At 50.2% G+C, this 20,347-nt stretch carries 20 protein-coding genes; all 20 read right to left on the reverse strand.

What is annotated here, in order from left to right; all coding sequences use genetic code 11:
• Positions 1 to 106: 106 nt before the first annotated feature.
• The 20 genes from ABCW45_RS02145 to rnhA all read right to left on the reverse strand — a co-directional run bounded on the left by ABCW45_RS02145 (position 107) and on the right by rnhA (position 20,336).
• Positions 107 to 517 (reverse strand): hypothetical protein, encoded by a 411-nt coding sequence (locus ABCW45_RS02145; protein ID WP_015554313.1) that lies wholly within the window; start codon positions 515 to 517, stop codon positions 107 to 109.
• A gap of 122 nt (positions 518 to 639) precedes the next feature.
• A complete protein-coding gene (locus ABCW45_RS02150; protein WP_343220158.1) occupies positions 640 to 2,304 on the reverse strand; it encodes a putative polysaccharide biosynthesis protein in 1,665 nt (554 codons plus the stop codon).
• On the reverse strand, positions 2,294 to 3,424 hold the full coding sequence (locus tag ABCW45_RS02155; RefSeq protein ID WP_343220159.1) for a DUF3048 domain-containing protein: 1,131 nt from the start codon (positions 3,422 to 3,424) through the stop codon (positions 2,294 to 2,296). Before ABCW45_RS02155 ends, ABCW45_RS02150 begins: the two co-directional genes overlap by 11 nt.
• Positions 3,421 to 3,918, reverse strand: coding sequence for an rRNA maturation RNase YbeY (gene ybeY / locus ABCW45_RS02160; RefSeq protein WP_021904350.1), 498 nt, complete (start codon positions 3,916 to 3,918; stop codon positions 3,421 to 3,423). The genes ABCW45_RS02155 and ybeY overlap by 4 nt, the downstream gene beginning before the upstream one ends.
• Positions 3,915 to 4,937 (reverse strand): PhoH family protein, encoded by a 1,023-nt coding sequence (locus ABCW45_RS02165; protein WP_015554309.1) that lies wholly within the window; start codon positions 4,935 to 4,937, stop codon positions 3,915 to 3,917. The genes ybeY and ABCW45_RS02165 overlap by 4 nt, the downstream gene beginning before the upstream one ends.
• A complete protein-coding gene (locus ABCW45_RS02170; RefSeq protein ID WP_343220160.1) occupies positions 4,924 to 6,249 on the reverse strand; it encodes a sporulation protein YqfD in 1,326 nt (441 codons plus the stop codon). Before ABCW45_RS02170 ends, ABCW45_RS02165 begins: the two co-directional genes overlap by 14 nt.
• Entirely contained in the window at positions 6,242 to 6,514 is a 273-nt protein-coding gene (locus ABCW45_RS02175) for a YabP/YqfC family sporulation protein (protein ID WP_015554308.1), read from the reverse strand. The genes ABCW45_RS02170 and ABCW45_RS02175 overlap by 8 nt, the downstream gene beginning before the upstream one ends.
• Positions 6,515 to 6,703: 189 nt before the next feature.
• On the reverse strand, positions 6,704 to 8,176 hold the full coding sequence (locus ABCW45_RS02180) for a tripartite tricarboxylate transporter permease (protein WP_015554307.1): 1,473 nt from the start codon (positions 8,174 to 8,176) through the stop codon (positions 6,704 to 6,706).
• A 16-nt stretch (positions 8,177 to 8,192) separates the two neighbouring features.
• Positions 8,193 to 8,657 carry a tripartite tricarboxylate transporter TctB family protein gene (locus ABCW45_RS02185; protein ID WP_021904345.1) on the reverse strand — a complete coding sequence of 155 codons (465 nt, stop codon included), beginning with the start codon at positions 8,655 to 8,657 and terminating at the stop codon, positions 8,193 to 8,195.
• 108 nt (positions 8,658 to 8,765) lie between these two features.
• Positions 8,766 to 9,833 (reverse strand): tripartite tricarboxylate transporter substrate binding protein, encoded by a 1,068-nt coding sequence (locus ABCW45_RS02190; protein ID WP_117469482.1) that lies wholly within the window; start codon positions 9,831 to 9,833, stop codon positions 8,766 to 8,768.
• 261 nt (positions 9,834 to 10,094) lie between these two features.
• Positions 10,095 to 11,567, reverse strand: a complete 1,473-nt coding sequence (locus ABCW45_RS02195; RefSeq protein ID WP_015554304.1) for a tripartite tricarboxylate transporter permease — start codon at positions 11,565 to 11,567, stop codon at positions 10,095 to 10,097.
• Positions 11,568 to 11,579: 12 nt separating this feature from the next.
• Positions 11,580 to 12,044, reverse strand: a complete 465-nt coding sequence (locus ABCW45_RS02200) for a tripartite tricarboxylate transporter TctB family protein (RefSeq protein WP_117469481.1) — start codon at positions 12,042 to 12,044, stop codon at positions 11,580 to 11,582.
• A 113-nt stretch (positions 12,045 to 12,157) separates the two neighbouring features.
• Complete coding sequence (locus ABCW45_RS02205; protein ID WP_343220161.1) at positions 12,158 to 13,216, reverse strand: tripartite tricarboxylate transporter substrate binding protein; 1,059 nt, start codon at positions 13,214 to 13,216, stop codon at positions 12,158 to 12,160.
• 192 nt (positions 13,217 to 13,408) lie between these two features.
• On the reverse strand, positions 13,409 to 14,419 hold the full coding sequence (locus ABCW45_RS02210; protein WP_117471761.1) for a 2-dehydro-3-deoxygalactonokinase: 1,011 nt from the start codon (positions 14,417 to 14,419) through the stop codon (positions 13,409 to 13,411).
• 23 nt (positions 14,420 to 14,442) lie between these two features.
• Complete coding sequence (locus tag ABCW45_RS02215; RefSeq protein WP_343220162.1) at positions 14,443 to 15,093, reverse strand: bifunctional 4-hydroxy-2-oxoglutarate aldolase/2-dehydro-3-deoxy-phosphogluconate aldolase; 651 nt, start codon at positions 15,091 to 15,093, stop codon at positions 14,443 to 14,445.
• A 223-nt stretch (positions 15,094 to 15,316) separates the two neighbouring features.
• Positions 15,317 to 15,493 (reverse strand): 30S ribosomal protein S21, encoded by a 177-nt coding sequence (gene rpsU, locus ABCW45_RS02220; protein ID WP_003504099.1) that lies wholly within the window; start codon positions 15,491 to 15,493, stop codon positions 15,317 to 15,319.
• A gap of 209 nt (positions 15,494 to 15,702) precedes the next feature.
• Positions 15,703 to 18,357, reverse strand: a complete 2,655-nt coding sequence (gene alaS, locus ABCW45_RS02225; RefSeq protein ID WP_343220163.1) for an alanine--tRNA ligase — start codon at positions 18,355 to 18,357, stop codon at positions 15,703 to 15,705.
• A gap of 15 nt (positions 18,358 to 18,372) precedes the next feature.
• Positions 18,373 to 18,495: a hypothetical protein gene (locus ABCW45_RS02230; RefSeq protein WP_015554298.1), complete on the reverse strand. Its 123-nt coding sequence runs from the start codon at positions 18,493 to 18,495 to the stop codon at positions 18,373 to 18,375.
• Positions 18,496 to 18,800: 305 nt separating this feature from the next.
• Positions 18,801 to 19,724 (reverse strand): lysozyme inhibitor LprI family protein, encoded by a 924-nt coding sequence (locus ABCW45_RS02235; RefSeq protein WP_117469477.1) that lies wholly within the window; start codon positions 19,722 to 19,724, stop codon positions 18,801 to 18,803.
• Positions 19,725 to 19,856: 132 nt separating this feature from the next.
• The gene (rnhA, locus tag ABCW45_RS02240; protein WP_015554296.1) at positions 19,857 to 20,336 is read right to left on the reverse strand and encodes a ribonuclease HI; all 480 of its coding nucleotides are present in this window, start codon (positions 20,334 to 20,336) and stop codon (positions 19,857 to 19,859) included.
• Positions 20,337 to 20,347 lie beyond the last annotated feature (11 nt).

Raw genomic sequence — 20,347 nt, forward strand, 5'->3', positions numbered from 1 at the left:
TTTATACTAGTATATCGACCTGACGCAAAAATTTCAAGTAGTAACTGTTCCGCATCTTACCCATTTCAGGCAAAAAGTACCTCAAATTGACTTTCCGGGCGAAATTTTAACTGCTGTAAGACTCCAGATAACTGAAAATTTCAGCCATTGTCGGAAACCAGATCCCCGTCATCAGCCGCTCCTGCTCCTCCGCCGGGAATTCCGCCAGGGGCATATGGGTGAAGAGGTCTGTGGTCTCCTGTCCTTTATCATAAACGATGAGATAACCTTCCTCCGCCACAAGGAAATACCGTTCCTCATCCTCCGCCACGGTCTGATTTTCAACCTGCTCCATATTCAAGACCACATGGATCTCCTCTTTTGTCTCCTTCGCAAATACCGGTTCCTCCACAGATTCCTGCATCTGTACCTCTTCCGCCCTCTGGGCTTCCTCCCCGACCGTCATGAGAAACAATGTGATCAAGCTCGCGGATGTCAGTAAGAAAAAGAAAAGAAAGCAGGATACATACTTTTTCATAGGAATATTCCTCCTTTGAAAGTATTATCTGCTTTCTTTTCTATTTTTAAACACATAAAAACCAAATTTTTGTCCATGCACTGACAGTCAGCTGTCCCGGTTTATTTCTGTACTTTCCGCCTCTACATCAGATGCAGTTTTCTGAACACTCTCAGGAGCTTCGTTCCGCCCGGCATCGTCTTTAACTCTGCCGCGGACAATGCCCCAAGCTTAATAAGCAGCACGCCATAAACAACTACTGCGATCATCATCGCAAACAACGTAGAAATCGCGTTGCTCTTCACCGCGAGATGCGCGAGCTGGTAGGAACCGAAGGTGAAGATTCCCATCACCGCGGAGGCGATCACCGGAATGATCACCGTTTTCTTCATCTCCTGCCGGTAGCCGAGAAGCTTCCGGATTGATCTCGCGTTCATCAAGACCATGAAGAGCGCGAACAGGATATTCGAGAATACCATGCTGTAGATTCCCATGTGGAATCCGAGAGCCATGATCTCCAGGGCGATCAGGTGAAGCACCAGGGAGATCACCGCGTGGAAGATCGGAAGGCGCATTTTATCGATGCCCTGAAGGATCGCGTTTGTGACCGTGGACACGGAGTAGAATACCACCGCAAGGGAACCGTAAATCGTCATCCGGATCGCCAGGGAATTATCCCCGGAGAACAAAAGGTTGTTTACCGGTCCCGCAAGCACCGTGAGTCCCACCGTAGACGGGATCGCAACGATACAGGAGAACCGGATCGCGGATGCCACGCGCTCTCTCACAAGTTTCTTATCTCCCATAGCCACCGCCCTTGATACGGACGGGATCAGAGAGGAAGAAAGGGCATTTGAGATCGCCATCGGCACGTTGATCAGCAGATGGTATTTTCCTGTATACACACCCCAAATGGAGGCAAACTCATCCCCCTGTCCGAGAGTCTTAAAATTGTACGCAAGGATTCCGTTGTCCAGCACGCTGTTTAAGTTGTAGATCGCGGAGCTCAAGATGACCGGAACTACCGTGAAGAACAGGATTCTTGTGATGTCCCTGTAGCTCTCCAGGATCTCCGTCTGGTCTCTCCTGATCTGGCGCTTTCTCATCTTTGCGCAGGCTGCAAATAAAAACAGCAGGAAGATCAATGCGGTAAACGCGCCCGCACCTGTACCGATGGTGCCGCCGGCAGCGCCCCAGGCGTTGGAATATCCGTCTCCCGTCTGATTCTTTAACACTTCTGTCTTTAACGCCTCGTTAAAGAGGAAGCTTCCCGCCGCAACGCTGACGATGGCGTTTACGATCTGCTCAAAGACCTGGGAAAAGGCGGTGGGCACCATGGTGCCCTGTCCCTGGAAATATCCGCGGAACACGCCGAGATAGGCCATGATCCATACCGTCGGGGCTAATGTCCTTAGCGCGAATGCCGCATAGGGCATAAAAAATACGTCTTTCGCGAAGAAATCAGCACCGAACCAGATCACCGCAGCCGCAAAGGCACCCACGATGGTGGCATAACAGAGCGCCGCGCGTAAGATTCTCGCTGCGTTCCGGTACTGCTTTCCCGCAAGTCTCGCGGAAACCATTTTCGACACAGCGAGCGGCAGGCTGTAGGATGAGAGAAGCAGTGCAATATTGTATACATTAAATGCTGTTCCGTAATATCCCATTCCTTCATCGCCGATGATGTTGATCATCGGAATACGGTAAGCGATTCCGATGATCCTCACGACGATAGATGCCACTGCCAGGATACTTCCCTGGACAACGAAATTGGATTCCTTTTTCTTTTTCTGTCTGTTACTTTCCATAAATCTCAGCTTTACTGTACCTGTCTGCGCCTACAATGCAGATCCAGGTCTTTCCTTTGTTAAGCATGACTTCCTTTCCTTCAGAGTCATAGTAGCGGGTCGGTCCGAAGTCCCCGTCCTTCTTCCAGGACACAGGAACGCACTTTCCGCCTGTAAATACATAACCCGCTCCACCCTTGTGAACGTTGATATTGAGATAATCGGTGCTGGCGTAATGTCCCCACTCCACATACTGGAAAATGACATTATTGACCGCAATCTGCCCGCCGTCGCCGTTGTGCTTTCCGCCGTACTGGAAACGGTGATACTTTCCGTCACTCTCATTGTACTCGAACCACGGATTATTCATCGTGTAGGACGGGTAGAACTTGTACGCGTCCTTCGCGTCGGATTCCGCCGGGACATACGCATTCTTCGAGAACTGGAAATGTCCCGTGTAGGTATCGCTGTAGGAAGTGCGGTAGCCCAGCTGGCCGATGGTCTTATTTAATTTCGCGCCACTTGTATAGGCGTTATGCGGTGCCTTCTTGTCCTTTGTGCGGTAGAACGCATTTCCGCCTGTGCCATCGACACCGTTGATGTTGTCCACACTTTTCAGATACGGAACTGCGAAGGTGCTCTGTCCGTAATGGGCATAGATCGCATCGTACTCTCTTGCGAAATATGTATAATAGGTACGGCAGCTTCTGACGGAACCGATCCGCTCGATATCATCATAGTCCTCGAAGATCGCCATGTAGCGGTTCATATCGCCCTCCACCGGCGCCTCGTAGACCACATCTGCCCGGTTGATGCCGTACTGAGGCAGGGATGCCTTATCATTGCTCATCATGACCGCGACAGGCCGTCTGTTGGCCTTCGCCACGTCCACCATCTCACCGGTCAGGTAACTCTGGATCTTTCCGTCGACCTCTTTGCGCTCCTCCGGGCCTTCCGGCTCCGTCTCCGCCTCCGTCGTCGGTTCTGTCTCAAGAACGATGGTCTTCGTCTCTTCCGGCGTCTCTGTGGGCGCCTCCGTTGTCACAGCTGCTTCCTCAGCCTTCTTTCCGCACCCGGAAAGAGCTGCCGCTGCCATCATGATTCCAATACCAATAATAAATGCTCTGCCCCGTTTTCTCATCTCCTGTAACCCCTCCGTTCCAGAATTTCTCTCTGCATGTCCTCCATCTGGATCCGCTCCTCATCCTCCATATGGTCGTAGCCGGATAAATGAAGCATGCTGTGCGCTACTAAGAATGCCAGCTCTCTCGTCTGAGAGTGGCCATACTTCTCAGCCTGCTCTTTCACCTTATCCACGGAAATTACGATATCCCCCATAAGTAATTCCCCTGTATCCGGGTCGAAGTATTCCTCCGGCGTCTCTTCCAGATGGGAAAAGTCGCCCGGTGTCTCAAAATCACACATCGGGAACGACAAAACGTCTGTCGGGTTGTCAATCCCGCGCATATCAAGGTTGATCTGGTGGATCCCGGCATTATCCGTAAGGAGGACATTCACCTCCGCGTCATACGGGCATTCTACATAATCCAGGGATTCCTCGATCACGTTTTTAATGATCTCTTCGTACGGAAGATCCAGTTTTTCCTCCGCTTCGTACTCCACTGTCACTGTCATCTCTGTTCCCGTCCTTCCCGGCCGCTTTTTCCATGTTCCGTGTAAGATCTTCTCTCCGGTTTCTCACGGCCTTCATATTCATCATATGCCTTTACGATCTTCTGGACAAGCGGATGTCTTACCACGTCCTCGTTGGAGAACCGGCAGATTCCGATATCGTTGATATTCTTCAGTACCTTAAGCGCCACGTCGAGGCCGGATACCTGGCCTGCAGGCAGATCCTTCTGGGACTGGTCGCCGGTGATGATGACCTTGGAACCGAAACCGATCCTTGTAAGGAACATTTTCATCTGTGCCTGGGTCGTATTCTGGGCCTCATCCAGGATAATAAAGGCGTTATCTAAGGTACGTCCGCGCATGTAGGCGAGAGGCGCCACCTCGATCAGGCCTTTCTCTGAATTGTGAAGATAGCTGTCCGCGCCCATGATCTGGTAGAGGGCGTCGTAAAGTGGGCGCAGGTACGGATCGATCTTGCTCTGAAGGTCGCCCGGAAGGAAGCCTAATTTCTCTCCCGCCTCGATGGCCGGACGTGTCAGGATGATCCTGCCCACCTCTCCATTCTTAAAGGCCTGGATTGCCATGGACATGCCAAGATACGTTTTTCCGGTTCCCGCAGGTCCCACGCCGAACACGATCATTTTTTTCCGGATCAGATCGATATACTGCTTCTGTCCCAGTGTCTTCGGTTTTACCGGTTTTCCATTTATGGTGTGACAGATGATATCGCGGTCCAGGGAAAGCATTTCCGTGTCCTTATCTTCAAAGGAAAGAGCCAGAGCGTAATCCACGTTCTGTTCCCCGATCTCTTCGCCCCGCTTCGAAAGCTCCAGAAGCGTCGAAAACACGCTCTTGGCACGTTTTACGGCATGATCCGGTCCAATGACCTTGATCTCCCCATCCCGCGCCACCATGGATACGTGAAGCGTCCGCTCGATTTTCTTCAGATAACTGTCAAACTGTCCGCAGACCTTCCGTTCATGCTCTGCAGGAATGTCTATGATTGTCTCAATGATGCTCATCTACTGTCTGAATCTCCTCCTGATCTTCCGGCATGGGGGATTCTTTCGCGATGTCCTCCACCACCGTCAGTGTTCCATGAATCTTCCAGTGTGATTCACTTCTCTCTATTTTAACATCACTACCAAGGATTTGTATACCTTTTTCGGTGAGATTTTGCATATATTCGTTCAAATACCGGTCAGCAGAATCCGAAACTTCTGATTTTGTGAGTACTTTTTCGTAGGGAATATATTCCCTGGCAGCGAGGATCCCGCCGTAGACCGGAAGGTAAAAATTTTTCGAAAATCTGAGCTGGGATTCTTCCATGAAAAGTTCCCAGCTGCTTTCTTTTTTTAGGTCCGGCATCAGGAAACAGAATTCCGTATCCAGAAATTTAAAGAACACGCCCATGCGTTTCTTTCCTGTTCCCGCACGGATCTCCTCCGTAACCGGGATCTTCCATGTAACCGTTCTCGTTGTTTCTGCGTAGACTTCCGCATCCGCATGGACTAAGTTTGTCTTCACAAGTGTCTCGGAATCATCGTAGATCGGAAGCTTCCCCGAGACCAGGATATCCCCGGTTTTCACCTCGTCCCCGGCTTTCACCCTGACAATCCCGTTCCGGACGATGATCTTTGTCACGGTGCCATCTGATCCTGCTGTGAGCTCACAGGGCGCATCTGATCCGGTCTCCGCCTTCAGGATCCCGTCATTTTCCCGCACATGGACTGTAAGCCTTGTGCCGGTCAGTTCTGCGGATACCCAGCCGATCTCCGGGAACGCGTTCCGGATCTGTTTTTCCAGATCCCCACAGGAAATCTCTTTTTTTCTCATCCCACACTGCACCGGAATCGTGTCCATGAAATGCAGCAGCATCTCATCCGTAAAACGATGATTTCCATCAAAGGAAATGTCCCACACATAAAAAGATGAAAGATAGATCAGCAGAAAAAAGGCTGCCAGACCTCCGGCCCAGAGACTTCTGCGGCGGCCCAGGATCAGCCAGAATGGAAAACCGTGCTTTTCCGTGATCCGCAGACGGACATCTGTTTTCCGGGCGATCGGCTTCAGACGTTTAAAGTTTCTCGGTGATATCTCGAAGCAGACAGTTTTCCCCTGTTTCTTGTCCTCTTTTTCCAATTCTTTCTTTTCAACATGGTTATCATATCGATCATGCCGATTGCCGTCATATTCCGCAGCAGGGATCTCTTTTGTCTCGATTTTTTCGATCACGATCCCTCTCTGCGCCGCGATATTAAAAAAGCGCTCCATCCCTCTCCCATCGATCCGGACTTTCACGCTTCCCTCCCACAATTTTTCAAATCTATTCAAACCGGATCACCTCCAGGCGGCCGGATATTTTCATCTCATCTTTATCGTAATAGCAGATCTTTAACTTTTTCCCGGAGACAGAAAGAATATAGTGCCTGCATTGGATTCTGATCTCCGTATCCGTGTATACAAGAATGCTCCTGTAATTTTCAATATGTACCGCCCGTGTCCCGATGAGCGTCAAAAGCGTCTCCCCGCCCAATGCGTCCGCAAACACCCCGGCGGAGTCCGTCCGGGTAACATCATCGTTTTTCTGCCCTCTCATGTCTTACTCCGCCGAATTATGCCTTGCAAAATCTTATGCGCCATGTCTTTCCATTATTCTTTCCTGCCTTCTGTCAACCGGCATCCTTTCGCCATATACAGGAAATTCCTCAAAATTTTCTATTACAAAAGCCGCCCCTCTCCCCGGCACAAAACCGGAGAGCAGACGCGGCTTAAAAATTCACAATTTTTAATTTGTTTTCTTCTTTAACTGTCCGCGGATCGCACCAAACAGTGTGAACGCGATCAGGGCAAGAAAGAACCAGCAGATCGGGGTGTTGAAGAATACGACCGGGTTACCACTGGACTTTAACAGTGCGGTACGGAAATTCTTCTCAGCCATCGGCCCTAAGATCAGGCCGAGGATCGCCGGGCTTGTCGGGATCTTTACTTTACCCATGAGCCAGCCGATCACGCCTGCAATCAACATCGTTCCCACATCGTAGAAGTTACTTCTCATCGCGTAGCTTCCTACGACGCAGAGGATGAAAATGACCGGTGTAAGGATCGTCTTCGGAACGCTCAATACCTTTGTGAAAAGGCGGATGCAGGAGAATCCGAGGAGTACCATGATGGTGTTTGCCACAAACATTCCAAGGAAGATCGTATAAACGAGGACCTTGTTTGTCTTAAAGAGCATCGGTCCCGGGGTAAGACCCTGGATCGTCAACGCACCGATCATGATGGCTGCTACGGCATCACCCGGAACACCGAGTGTCAGCATCGGGATCATGGCACCACCGGTTACACCGTTGTTACCACCCTCAGAAGCAGCTACTGCCTCCGGGCTTCCTTTACCGAACTGTTCCGGATGTTTGGACATGCCGCGGGCAGTGTTGTATCCAACGAAGGATCCGATATCGGCACCGGCACCAGGGATGATACCGATCATGGTTCCGATGAGGCCCGTAACCGGAGCAACACGAAGGATCGTCTTCACATCCTCCTTTGTCGGAAGAAGTCTTGTTACGCTCGCATCGATCTCATCCGTGCTGTAGATATCCTCAATGGTCTCGAAAGCCTGGCTCATCGCGAACAGACCGATCATAACCGGAATGTACTGGATACCGGAGAGAAGGTTTGCGTTGTCTGTGAAACGGATGTAGCTTGTTACGCTGTCGATACCGACAGTAGCTGTTAAGATTCCTAAGAATCCGCAGATCAAGCCCTTTGCCATATTCTCGCCGGAGATGTTGGCAATGATACAGAGTCCGAATACCGCGAGTAAGAAGAACTCAGCAGAGCTGAACTTTAATGCAAGCTTCGCAAGCTGCGGGCTGATGAGCCATAAGCAGAGAACGCTGACAACACCGCCCACATAACTGGAAAGTGTTGCGATACCGAGTGCACGTCCTGCCTCACCGCGCTTGGAGAACTGATATCCATCAATAGCGGTTGCAGCAGAGGCCGGTGTACCCGGTGTATGTAAAAGGATCGCGGAAATAGATCCGCCATAGATTGCTCCCACGTAAATTCCAAGTAACATGAGGATACCTGCTGTGGCATCCATACCGAATGTAAGCGGCAGAAGAAGGGCTACACCCATAGTTGCGGTAAGTCCCGGCAGTGCTCCGATACAGATTCCGGCTGCTACGCCTGCGATCATGTAGAACAGTACCATGGGGCTGAACGCGCTCTGAAATACTTCTAAAAAGAAACTCATTCTGCTACCCCTTTCTTTAAATGCTGAACATACCGAAGTCGATCGGCACATTCAGGAAGTTCTTGAAAACAAAGTAAATTGCCAGGACTACGATCACGGAGATCAGTGCGTTTTTCCAGAAAGCGCCTTTATGGAACCACTGGCAGAAAGCGAACAGCATGATCACTGACGGGATGATAAATCCAAGTGTAGATAATACCAGCATGTATACAAGCAGGATCGCCATGGAAATGTATACACGTTTTGTACCCGGTGTCCACATCGGAAGCTCCGGGAACTGGTCTTTTTTCATCATCAGGGTAACGACGATAAGGCCTACGGAACAGATCAGAAGAAGTGCTGCGATGATGCCCGGCCAGAGTCCCGGACCCGGAACGCCTGTACCGTAAGCTTCTGCTCTCGGATAGCCAAGACAGGTAACGATCACATAAACAGCTAAAGCTGCGCAGATCAGACCTGCGATAATATTTCCTTTTCTCATATTGAAACTCCATTCTAAAACAACTGTCTCACAGAGGTCTCCCTGGGGAAAGCCCTCGCAGACAAAACCGGGGAGTGGGTTTCCCACTCCCCGTTAAGTCAGTTTACATTACTGTACTTTCAGACCAAGATCTGTAACCAGAGCTGTGTATGTCTCAAGGTCAGATTTGATACGCTCCTCAAATGTAGCGCCGTCAAGAACGTCGATCACGTTGTTGGACTTGTTCATGAAGTCAACGAATGCGTCAGACTGTGCTGCCTGAGAGAAGATCTCATAGAGCTGGTCAACAACCTCGTCCGGAGTATCCTTCGGAACACCAAGACCTCTCCATGTACCAAGAACTACATCGTAACCAGCTTCCTGGCATGTCGGAACGTCCGGAATGGAATCAAGACGTTTGTCGTTCATAACTGCAAGAACCTTTAAATCGCCGGACTCAACGTAGTTAGCAACCTCAGCGTAGGAAACTGCTACTGCGTCAATATGCTCACCAAGAAGGTCTGTGATCGCACCTGCTGCTCCATCGTAAGCAACGTGTTTGAACTGAGCGCCTGTCTCTTTTGCAAGACCTGCTGCTGCAAGGTGCCAGATCGCGCCGTTACCGGAGTTACCCATGGAAACCTCGTTCTCTTTTGCGTAGTTGATGAAGTCTTCGATCGTGTTGAAACGGTCATCTTTTGCGTTTACTGTGATCGCTGCACATGCGCTGTTTACCATCATGATCGGTTTGAACATGGAATATGTAAGACCAGCGTTTGTTCCCATAGCCTCAAGAGTTGCAAGCTCTACTGTGATCATGGTAACGGTTGTGCCATCAGCCTTAGCGTTTGCGCCAGCGAGCATACCGGTTGCTCCGCCGCCGCCGGAACGGTTCTCTACGGAGATGTTTTTGAAGGAACCCTTCGCTGCGTCTGCTAAAGCACGCATAACTGTATCGGTACCGCCGCCTGCATCGTAAGGAACGATACATGTAACTGTTTTATCCTTCCATGCGGATGTGTCAACGCCAGAAGCTGCTGCCTCTGTTGCTGCCCCCTCAGCTGCTGCAGTTGTCTCTGTTTTTGCTGCCTCTGTCGCTGCTGCAGTTGTCTCTGTTTTGCTGGAGCTGCTTCCGCAAGCTGTCAGGGAGAGAGCCATAGCTGCTGCCATTGCGAGCGATACTACTCTTTTTCTCATAAAACTACTCCTTTTCTCTTTCCTAATACTTTCTTAACGATTTTTTAGGTTTCTTTATGAAATTTTTACACGACATATTGTAGACGTTTGTGAACAACTTGTCAATGGTTTTATGGAAAGTCTTCACAAAAGATACTTTCAATTCCATACGGTTTTTCATGATTTTTGTAGCTTTTTACCAAAAAAGGCGCCCTGACCGTTGGACATTAATTTCAAACCCGGTCAGGGTGCCCTGAATTTTTATACATTTTTTCTTAACGGTTATTCCGCTTTTTTCTTTATTTGTCCGCGGACCGCGCCAAACAGGGTGACCGCGATCAGGGCCAGGAAGAACCAGCAGATCGGAGTATTAAAGAATACACCCACATTCCCGCTGGACTTTAAGAGCGCGGTGCGGAAGTTCTTCTCAGCCATCGGGCCTAAGATCAGGCCGAGAATCGCCGGGCTTGTCGGGATCTTTACTTTACCCATGAGCCAGCCGATCACGCCTGCAATCAACATCGTTCCCACATCGTAGAAGTTGCTCCTCATCGCATAGCTTCCCACTACGCAGAGGATGAAGATGACCGGTGTGAGGATCGTCTTCGGAACGCTGAGTACCTTTGTGAAAAGGCGGATACAGGAGAATCCGAGGAGCACCATGATGGTGTTTGCCACGAACATTCCAAGAAAGATCGTGTAAACGAGAACCTTGTTGGTCTTAAAGAGCATCGGTCCCGGGGTAAGACCCTGGATCGTTAACGCGCCGATCATGATAGCTGCTACAGCATCACCCGGAACACCGAGTGTCAGCATCGGAATCATGGCACCACCGGTTACACCGTTGTTGCCGCCCTCAGAAGCAGCTACGGCCTCCGGGCTTCCTTTTCCGAACAGTTCCGGATGTTTGGACATGCCGCGGGCGGTGTTGTATCCAACGAAGGATCCGATATCGGCACCTGCACCGGGGATGATACCGATGATGGTTCCGATGAGACCGGTAACCGGAGCGACCCGGAACATGGTCTTCATATCTTCTTTTGTCGGGAGAAGTCTTGTCACCGTCGCATCGATCTCGTCGGTGCTGTAGATATCCTCGATGGTCTCGAAGGCCTGGCTCATCGCGAAGAGGCCGATCATGACCGGAATGTACTGGATACCGGAGAGAAGGTTCGCGTTGTCTGTAAAACGAATGTAGCTTGTTACGCTGTCGATACCAACGGTAGCTGTTAAGATTCCTAAGAATCCACAGATCAGGCCCTTTGCCATGTTCTCACCGGAGATGTTGGCGATGATACAAAGGCCGAATACCGCAAGTAAAAAGAACTCAGCCGAGCTGAACTTTAACGCAAGCTTCGCGAGCTGCGGGCTGATGAGCCACAGGCAGAGACAGCTCACAACACCGCCGATATAGCTGGAAAGTGTGGCGATACCGAGCGCGCGCCCCGCCTCACCGCGTTTGGAGAACTGATATCCGTCAATAGCTGTGGCCGCGGATGCCGGTGTACCAGGCGTATGAAGGAGGATCGCGGAGATAGATCCACCGTAGATCGCGCCGACATAAATCCCAAGCAACATTAAGATACCGGATGTAGCATCCATACCGAAGGTAAGCGGAAGAAGAAGTGCTACACCCATTGTTGCGGTCAGTCCCGGAAGTGCTCCGATGCAGATACCCGCCGCAACGCCCGCGAACATGTAGAATAAGACCATCGGGCTGAACGCTGACTGTACAACTTCAAGAAAGAAACTCATATCTCAGCCCTCCTATATGCTGAACATACCGAAATCGATCGGCACGTTCAGGAAATTTTTGAATACATAGTAGATCACAAGGATCACCGCGATGGAGATCACCGCATTTTTCCAGACGGCCCCTCTGTGGAACCACTGGCAGAACGCAAACAGCATGATCACAGACGGGATGATGAATCCAACCGTGGACAACACCAACATGTAAACCAGCAGGATCGCCATGGAAATGTACACACGCTTTGTTCCCGGTGTCCACATCGGAAGCTCCGGGAGATCTTCTTTTTTCATCATCAGGGTTCCGGCGATCAGACCGACCGAGCAGATGAGGAGAAGCGCCGCGATGATGCCCGGCCAGAGTCCCGGACCCGGAACACCTGTACCGTAAGCTTCCGCCCTCGGATAACCGAGACATGTCACGATGACATAGAGGGCAACTGCCGCGCAGACAATGCCCGCAATAATATTTCCTTTTCTCATAGCTGAGACCTCGATTCTTCATAATATCGTTTTCTGCCGAACCCGGAAATTGTTTCCTCCAGCAGAGCCTCCAGATGGGAACCACGGCTGATACCGCGGCTCCCTTTTGATATTTACTGAATCTTTAATCCGAGATCGGTTACAAGAGCCTTGTAAGTGTCAAGGTCAGCAATGATCCTGTCCTCGAAGCTCGGTCCATCCATGATATCGATCACATTGTTAGACTTGTTCATGAAATCAACGAACGCGTCGGACTGTGCCGCGTCAGAGAAGATTTGGTAAAGCTGCTCTACGACGTAATCCGGTGTGCCTGCCGGAACGCCGAGGCCTCTCCATGTACCGAGAACTACATTGTAACCGGCTTCTTTACATGTCGGAACATCCGGGATCGCGTCGAGACGCTTATCATTCATAACTGCAAGGACCTTTAAATCTCCGGATTCAACATAGTTTGCAACCTCTGCGTAGGAAACCGCTACCGCATCGATATGCTCACCGAGAAGGTCTGTGATCGCACCTGCTGCTCCGTCGTAAGCGACATGCTTGAACTTCGCCCCTGTCTCCTTTGCAAGGCCTGCCGCAGCAAGATGCCAGATCGCGCCGTTACCGGAATTGCCCATGGAGACCTCGTTCTCCTTCGCGTAGTTGATGAAATCCTCGATGGTGTTGAAACGGTCGTCCTTCGCGTTTACCGTGATGGCAGAGCATGCGCTGTTTACCATCATGATCGGCTTGAACATGGAATATGTAAGTCCTGCGTTTGTCCCCATAGCCTCAAGTGTCGCGAGCTCTACCGTGATCATGGTAACGGTAGTTCCGTCTGCCGTGGCATTGGCACCCGCGAGCATGCCTGTCGCTCCGCCGCCGCCGGAACGGTTTTCAACGGAAATATTCTTGAAGGAGCCCTTCGCTGCGTCTGCTAAGGCACGCATAACTGTATCGGTACCGCCGCCTGCATCGTAAGGAACGATACATGTAACCGTCTTATTCTTCCAGTCGGATACATCCACGCCGGAACCGTCAGCCTCTTTGCTCTCTGTATTTGCATTTTCAGCAGCTTTCGTCTCCTCGGCAGCTGCCGTTGTCTCTGTTGTGGTGGAATTACCGCTGCATGCGGTGAGGGATGCCGCCATTACTGCGGCGAGGGCCAGGCTTAATACTCGTTTTTTCATAACAAGTCTCTCCTTTTTAGATATTTTCTTCTGAATCTCTTCCCATTTTTTTCAGAAAGTTTAGAGATTCTTTATACATATCTATTTTAGGAAAACCAGCCCTTGCCGTCAAGCTGTCAGGCGCTTAGAACGTGTTAAGTTGTGTGATAGATCAATAAAATTGATGTGAATTCTGTCTGAGTTTTCGTAATTTTACTTATTTTTTTCTGTCAGAGATACAATATGCAGGGCTCCTTTGGCAGATGTAGGAACGGAGTCCTTCGGGATGAATTCCGTCACATGCCTAAAGAAATTCTCCTTAGCGAAGAGGTCCATGAGAGCTTCTCTCAGGGGATTCTTCCCGTAGATCACAACCGTTGTATCAGCATCGCATTTTAACGCGCTGCTGTTCTTTACGGCCTCCATATCGTTCTGTAAGACAGCGCCGAGAACATAGCTTGCGATCTTCGTCTTATCCGGCTCCGCGAAGGTATTTAAGATCCTTGCAGAGAAACATGCGCGGCCGATTCCCGTCTTCCTGGCAGTCTCGTATCCCGCGAGAACATACTCTTTCGCATAAGTCTCCTCAGAAGCGAAGGAATGTCCAACCGCATCCGCGATCAGGGTATCGTTTGTGATAACGGAGAGGAGCTCTCCCGTGATCGTTGTGAGGCAGCCAGTGATCTTTCCGTCGCGGTCCACGGAGACAAACTTCGTGTGGGAACCAGGAAGAACGAGAAGATACGGTTGTCCCTTTGGAAGGCTCTCGATCACAGCAACGGTCTCAACCTCCTCGCCGCGCATCATATCCATCGACTCGAAGGTCGTAAGATCCAACTTTCCGTCGCGGTTTTTCACTCCCGGGATAAAGAGGATCGGGAGCGGGCATACATCCTCGATAAGAACACTCTTTGCCGCCTTCGCAAGGTCCTCTGCAGATGCCGGGGCAACCACGTGAGGGATCTCTGTGAGTCCCACGTTGGAGGTGATCATTCCGGACGCAGCGACCTGCTTTACATCGTCATATGTAATATCAGCCTGCTTTAAGACATCCTCAAGACAGCCCTTGATTGCTGCCTTTAAGCGGTTATTGTTACCGTCGATAGCGGTGATGCGGACACCGATCTCGGATTTTGCGGATGCCACCGCCTCATATTTCTCATTAAACAGGTACACACGGGTATTCGTTGTTCCTGTGTCGATCGTGATCGTATAGTTTTTCATTTTATGACTGCTCTCCTGTTGTTTTAGTTCTCTGCTGCTTTTACATAAACCTCAGCCAAGACCTTCAACTCATCGTATCTGCCCTCTTCGATCATCTTCTTGTTTGTAAGGCTGGAACCGATTCCAAGACCGATAAAGCCAGCTTTTAAGAAGTCTGGAAGGTTCTTGTCATCCACACCGCCAACTGCGATCATCGGAACGTTGTTGATTGGTGCCATGACAGCCTTACAGTAAGAAAGACCAAGGTTTCCTGCCGGGAAAAGTTTTACAACAGATGCGCCGTAACGGTAAGCGTCAGCGATTTCAGACGGAGTCATAGCGCCCGGAATTGACTCAAGACCGCATGCTACAGTCTCTTTAATTACAGTCTCGTCCACATTCGGAGCAAGTACGAAGGATGCGCCTGCCTCTTTCGCCGCACGAACTTCCTCCACAGACATCACGGTTCCGGCTCCGATCACCATCTTGTCCCCCAGCGCCTCGCGGACTGCGCGGATAGCGTTCGGTGTATCAATGAGCTTTGTCTCGGATTTCTGGTTAAAAGTGATCTCTAAAAGGCGGATTCCGCCATCATATAATGCCTTTGCAACATCAACGATCTTCTCGGACGGCACACCTCTTAAAATTGCGATGATCTTGTGTTCTTTGATCAGACTTTCAATTTTCTTCTCCATGATTTTTCTTCCTCCGAATTGTATAGTTTGCTTGTAACTGCGCAGCAGGTCTGCACGCCTGCTGCGCTGACCGCAAGAAAACAATCATTATATTTTATATTTATTTTCTAATAGTATAATACTCATACCTGCATCCGGCAACTGAATTTTTATCCACTGCGAGTATCCATATCAGGCAAAAGAAAAAGGAGCCATCCCTAAAGGAACAGCCCCTGTACGCTTATTAGTTGTACTTGCGCTTTCTTGCCGCTTCAGACTTCTTTTTACGTCTTACGCTCGGCTTCTCATAATGCTCTCTTTTACGAATCTCCTGCTGAATACCTGCCTTTGCGCAGTTTCTTTTGAATCTGCGTAAAGCGCTGTCCAGACTTTCGTTATCTTTAACGATTACGTTTGACATAGCTCACACCTAACCTCCCTCCAGTTGTGTAATTGTGCATAATACAACTGTTTGGGTATTTTTTAGCACTGGTATGATTATATCATAAATTACACATTCGTCAACCTATTTTTACTAGAAAAATGCATTTTTTTCAAATTTATTTTTGATGCCGGGCAACCTTGCACAGCCCGGCATCAAAAAGGCTTGAAACAGCCTTAATTCTTAACTTATTTTACCTGCTCAGAAACGACTTCCGCAACCTTTATGAGTGCGTCCGCAACGCCTTCCGGATTCTTACCGCCGGCCTGCGCCATGTTCGGACGTCCGCCGCCGCCGCCACCTACAAGACCTGCGATGGCCTTGATGAGGTTACCTGCGTGAGCGCCCTTCTTCTGGGCTTCGTCTGTCACAGCAGCCATAAGATTTACCTTGCCGTCAAGAACGGATGCGATCACAACAACGCCTTCTCCGATCTTCTCCTTTAACTGGTCGCCTAAGTTTCTTAAGCCGTTCATGTCAACGCCGTCTGCGCGGACTGCAAGGACTTTCACGCCCTTCACTTCCTGAACCTGATCCATTACATCGCCCATTGCCTCTTTGGCAAGCTTGCTCTTTAACTTCTCGTTCTCGGAGTGGAGTGTCTTGATCTCCTCCATCATGGACTCGATCTTTGTCTTTAAATCAGCCGGAGTGGACTTCGCTGCAGCTGCTGCCGCGTGAAGCTCCTGCTCTACATTCTCATAGTGATGGATCAGGCCATCGGAGGTGAGTGCCTCGATACGTCTTACACCTGCTGCTACACCAGCCTCGGAAAGGATCTTGAAGCAGCTGATCTCGGAGGTATTCTTAACGTGGGTACCGCCGCAGAGCTCTGTGGAGAAGTCTCCCATTCTTACGACACGGACCTTATCGCCGTATTTCTCTCCGAAGAGCGCCATCGCGCCTGTCTTCTTTGCGTCCTCCAGACTCATAACATCTGTAACAACCGGAAGTGCCGCGCGGATCTCTTTATTTACAATAGCCTCAACTTCCTTGATCTCATCCTGGCTCATTGCAGAGAAGTGAGTGAAGTCGAAACGAAGTCTGTCTCTTGTCACAAGGGAACCAGCCTGCTCAACGTGTGTGCCGAGTACGGTTCTTAATGCCTTGTGGAGAAGGTGGGTCGCACTGTGGTTTCTTCCGATCAGGGAACGGTTCTCCTCATTTACCTTAAGAGTTACTGTCTCACCTGTCTGGAACATACCGCTTACCATATGTCCGATATGACCGATCTTTCCGCCCTGAAGGTGGATCGTATCTTCTACCTCGAACTTGCCGTTCGCACTCTCGATCACGCCGCGGTCACCGACCTGACCGCCCATGGTTCCGTAGAATGGAGTCTCAGAGGTGATAACGCATGCTTTCTCACCGTCTGTCACCGCGTCTGCGATCTCATCCTCGCCTTCTTCATCAGCGGCAAGTCTTACGAGGGCTGTCACCTTGGACTCATCCTCAAGCTTGTCATATCCTGTGAAAGCGGATGTTAAGGATGCGTCGAGTTTCTGGTAGATATCGTCGCGTCCCATGTAGTTTGTGGTCTTTCTGGCACTTCTTGCAGTCTCTCTCTGAACCTGCATTGCCTTGTGGAAACCTTCTTCATCGACAGTGAGTCCCTTATCGTCGAGGATCTCCTTTGTTAAGTCGATCGGGAATCCGTAAGTATCGTAGAGCTTGAACGCATCCTCACCGGCAAGGACCTTTGTTCCCTTTGCTTCCATATCTTTTTCAAGATCAGCAAGGATCTCAAGACCTTTGTCGATGGTGTTGGCAAAACGCTCTTCCTCCTGGTCGATCACGCGGAGGATCATATCTTTCTTCTCCTCTAACTCCGGATAACCGTCCTTGGAGAGATCAATAACGACCTGTGCAAGCTTTGTCATGAAGTTTCCCTCGATGCCGAGGATACGTCCGTGACGTGCTGCTCTTCTTAAAAGTCTGCGGAATACATAACCTCTGCCCTCGTTGGACGGCATGATTCCGTCAGATGCCATAAATGTGCAGCTCTTTACGTGGTCAGCGATAATACGGAGAGAAACGTCCTTCTTGTCGTCCTCCTCGTATCTGCAGTGTGCAAGAGCGCCTACCTCGTCCATCAGGGCACGGTTTGTATCTACATCGAAAAGGGATGCCACATCCTGGCAGACAACAGCCAGTCTCTCGAGTCCCATACCTGTATCGATGTTCTTCTGGATCAGATCGGTGTAATTTCCGTGTCCGTCATTGTTGAACTGGGAGAATACGACATTCCATACTTCCATGAAACGGTCTCCCTCGCCACCCATAACGTCCTCCGGGCCTGTACCATACTTCTCTCCGCGGTCATAGTAGATCTCAGAGCACGGGCCGCACGGACCTGCGCCATGCTCCCAGAAGTTGTCTTCTTTGCCAAAACGGTAGATTCTCTCTTTCGGGATTCCGATCTCCTCGTTCCAGATGCGGAAAGCCTCATCATCGTCAAGGTAAACGGACGGATAGAGACGGTCTGCCGGGATTCCTACGCATTCGGTCAGGAACTCCCATGCCCAGTGGATCGCTTCTGTCTTGAAGTAATCGCCGAAGGAGAAGTTTCCCAACATTTCGAAGAATGTGCCGTGGCGGGCTGTCTTACCGATATTTTCGATATCGCCGGTACGGATACATTTCTGGCATGTGGTGACTCTGCGCCTCGGTGGGATCTCCTGGCCTGTGAAGTACGGCTTTAACGGTGCCATACCGGAGTTGATCAAAAGTAAGCTGTTATCGTTGTGCGGAACGAGGGAGAAACTCTTCATCGCAAGATGTTCCTTGCTCTCGAAGAATTCAAGGAACATTCTCCTCAGTTCGTTTACACCATATTTCTGCATGGTACTGCCTCCTGGTTACTGTTGTGTACTTTTTTTATCTCTGAATTTCTTACCCAGAACGATACCCGCCAGGGCAACTGCGGCCAGAATCACAGCCTCTAAAGCTGTTGAAATACATGATGCGAAAAATGCGGACATAAAAACGCCTCCTTCTCCGGCTGTCTAAAATTCAGACGCCTGTGTTTAAAATGACACATTTGTACAGTTTCTATTTATATTATTTTTTCGGGATCTGCCCATAAAGCCAGTGCGCCGGTCTTCTGCGCAGATTCTCATAACTTATACTATAATCGTTTCTCGTTCTGTTGGCAAGATGTTTTTTCTGTTCCGTGGCATTCTGGTGGACCTTTTCTGCCGTCAAACGGCTTTTCTGTCACTTCTTCATAAGTGAAACCGGCGCATCTGAATTTTTTAGTGATTCAAATGTGCCGATGTGTCGTCTTTTAATTTTTCTCAGGCTCCAGGTAATCCCCATAATTTTCCAGCAGTTCATAGCATCGGTCCATCGTCACGCTCGCTGATGTGCGGACATACTCGATGCTCTGGGATGGTGTGCTGTTTGACTTCGCACTGGCTTTATCCGCCGCCAGGTCGCGCTTTCGAATCCACTCCACTTCTTCCCGGCGGAGCGCTTCCGCTGCACTCTCGTCCATCTCTTTATGGATGCTTGAATAGATCAGGTTCAGCTCGCGGTCCCAGAGATTTCTCACATATTCCGCCGTCGCATACCGGGAGGTCTGACTCATCGTCTGATCATCCTGGTACTTTTCCGCCTCAGTTCTAACCGCCTCAAGGCGCTCCTCCAGATCAGAACGTGTGTATTCGATCACAAGTTTTGCTTCCCCTGCATTTTCCGATGCTGTGCTGTCCGGTTCCAGCGGGGACTTGACCGTCTCTTCCACCGGTATCCCTGCCGCCTCGTCTGCGCCTCCGCTCACCGCCAGCTGATCATTATCCGCCAGTGACAGGTCGCTGACCTCCGCATCGGGAGCTTCTGCCGCTGCGTTTTCTTTCGTCGCAGATTCTTTCATCCTTGTTTCAGTATCAGAAGCTTCTCCCCCATCTTCCGGTCCCCGGCTGGCTTTTGCATCCGCGTGATACAGGGCGATCCCATTATCGGCAGGGCCGCACGCCGGAGCTGGCGCATTCTGGGCTGCCGGGGTATTTTCTGCCACCTTCATCCGATTCTCTGTCATATAGGGATTCCCGGAATTTCCCGCATCCGGCTGCATGGCATCCGCCTCGAAACCGACGACAGCCGCGGTATTCACCCCATGGGAAGAAACAAATTTTTCCATTTCCCATGTGGCGGATACCCCGGCCATCAGGATTCCAATAATTATCAACCATATTCTGCGTCTGCTCATATGTGCCCTCTCGATTTTTCAGGTAACTTTTGTTCTACTAAAAAGATACCATATCGTGAGATCTTTGTGAACAAAAAACGCAAATTAGTAATACATTGTAAGACTTTTGTAAAAAACAGCGTAGCTGCCTTTTTAGTTACTAAGCCCCGTATCCACCAACAGATCCCCACCATCCGCAGCGCTGGTGGCCAGGCGGTCACAGCGCTCGTTTCCGGGATGACCGTCATGGCCCTTGACCCAGTGGAACGTCACTTTATGCGGGTTCATCGCGACGAGCAGCCGTTTCCAGAGGTCCGAATTTTTTACCGGTCCCGTCTTAGGGCGGACCCAGTTATGCTTAACCCAGCCGTCGATCCATTTCTGGTTGAAAGCGTCCACGAGATATTTCGAATCGGAATAAAGGTCTACCTCACAGGACCGGTTTAACGCTTCAAGTCCCACGATCGCTGCCATAAGTTCCATCCGGTTATTGGTTGTCCGCACATATCCCGCGGACAATTCCTTTTCGTGGAGAGTCCCATTTTTATCAATAAACTGGAGCACCGCTCCGTATCCGCCCGGCCCGTCTGGATTTCCGCGGGCCGCTCCGTCCGTATAAAGTGTTACTTTCATGTCTATTTTGT

Origin of the sequence: Pilosibacter fragilis (assembly GCF_032490495.1) — a bacterium.
GTDB lineage: Bacteria > Bacillota > Clostridia > Lachnospirales > Lachnospiraceae > Pilosibacter > Pilosibacter fragilis.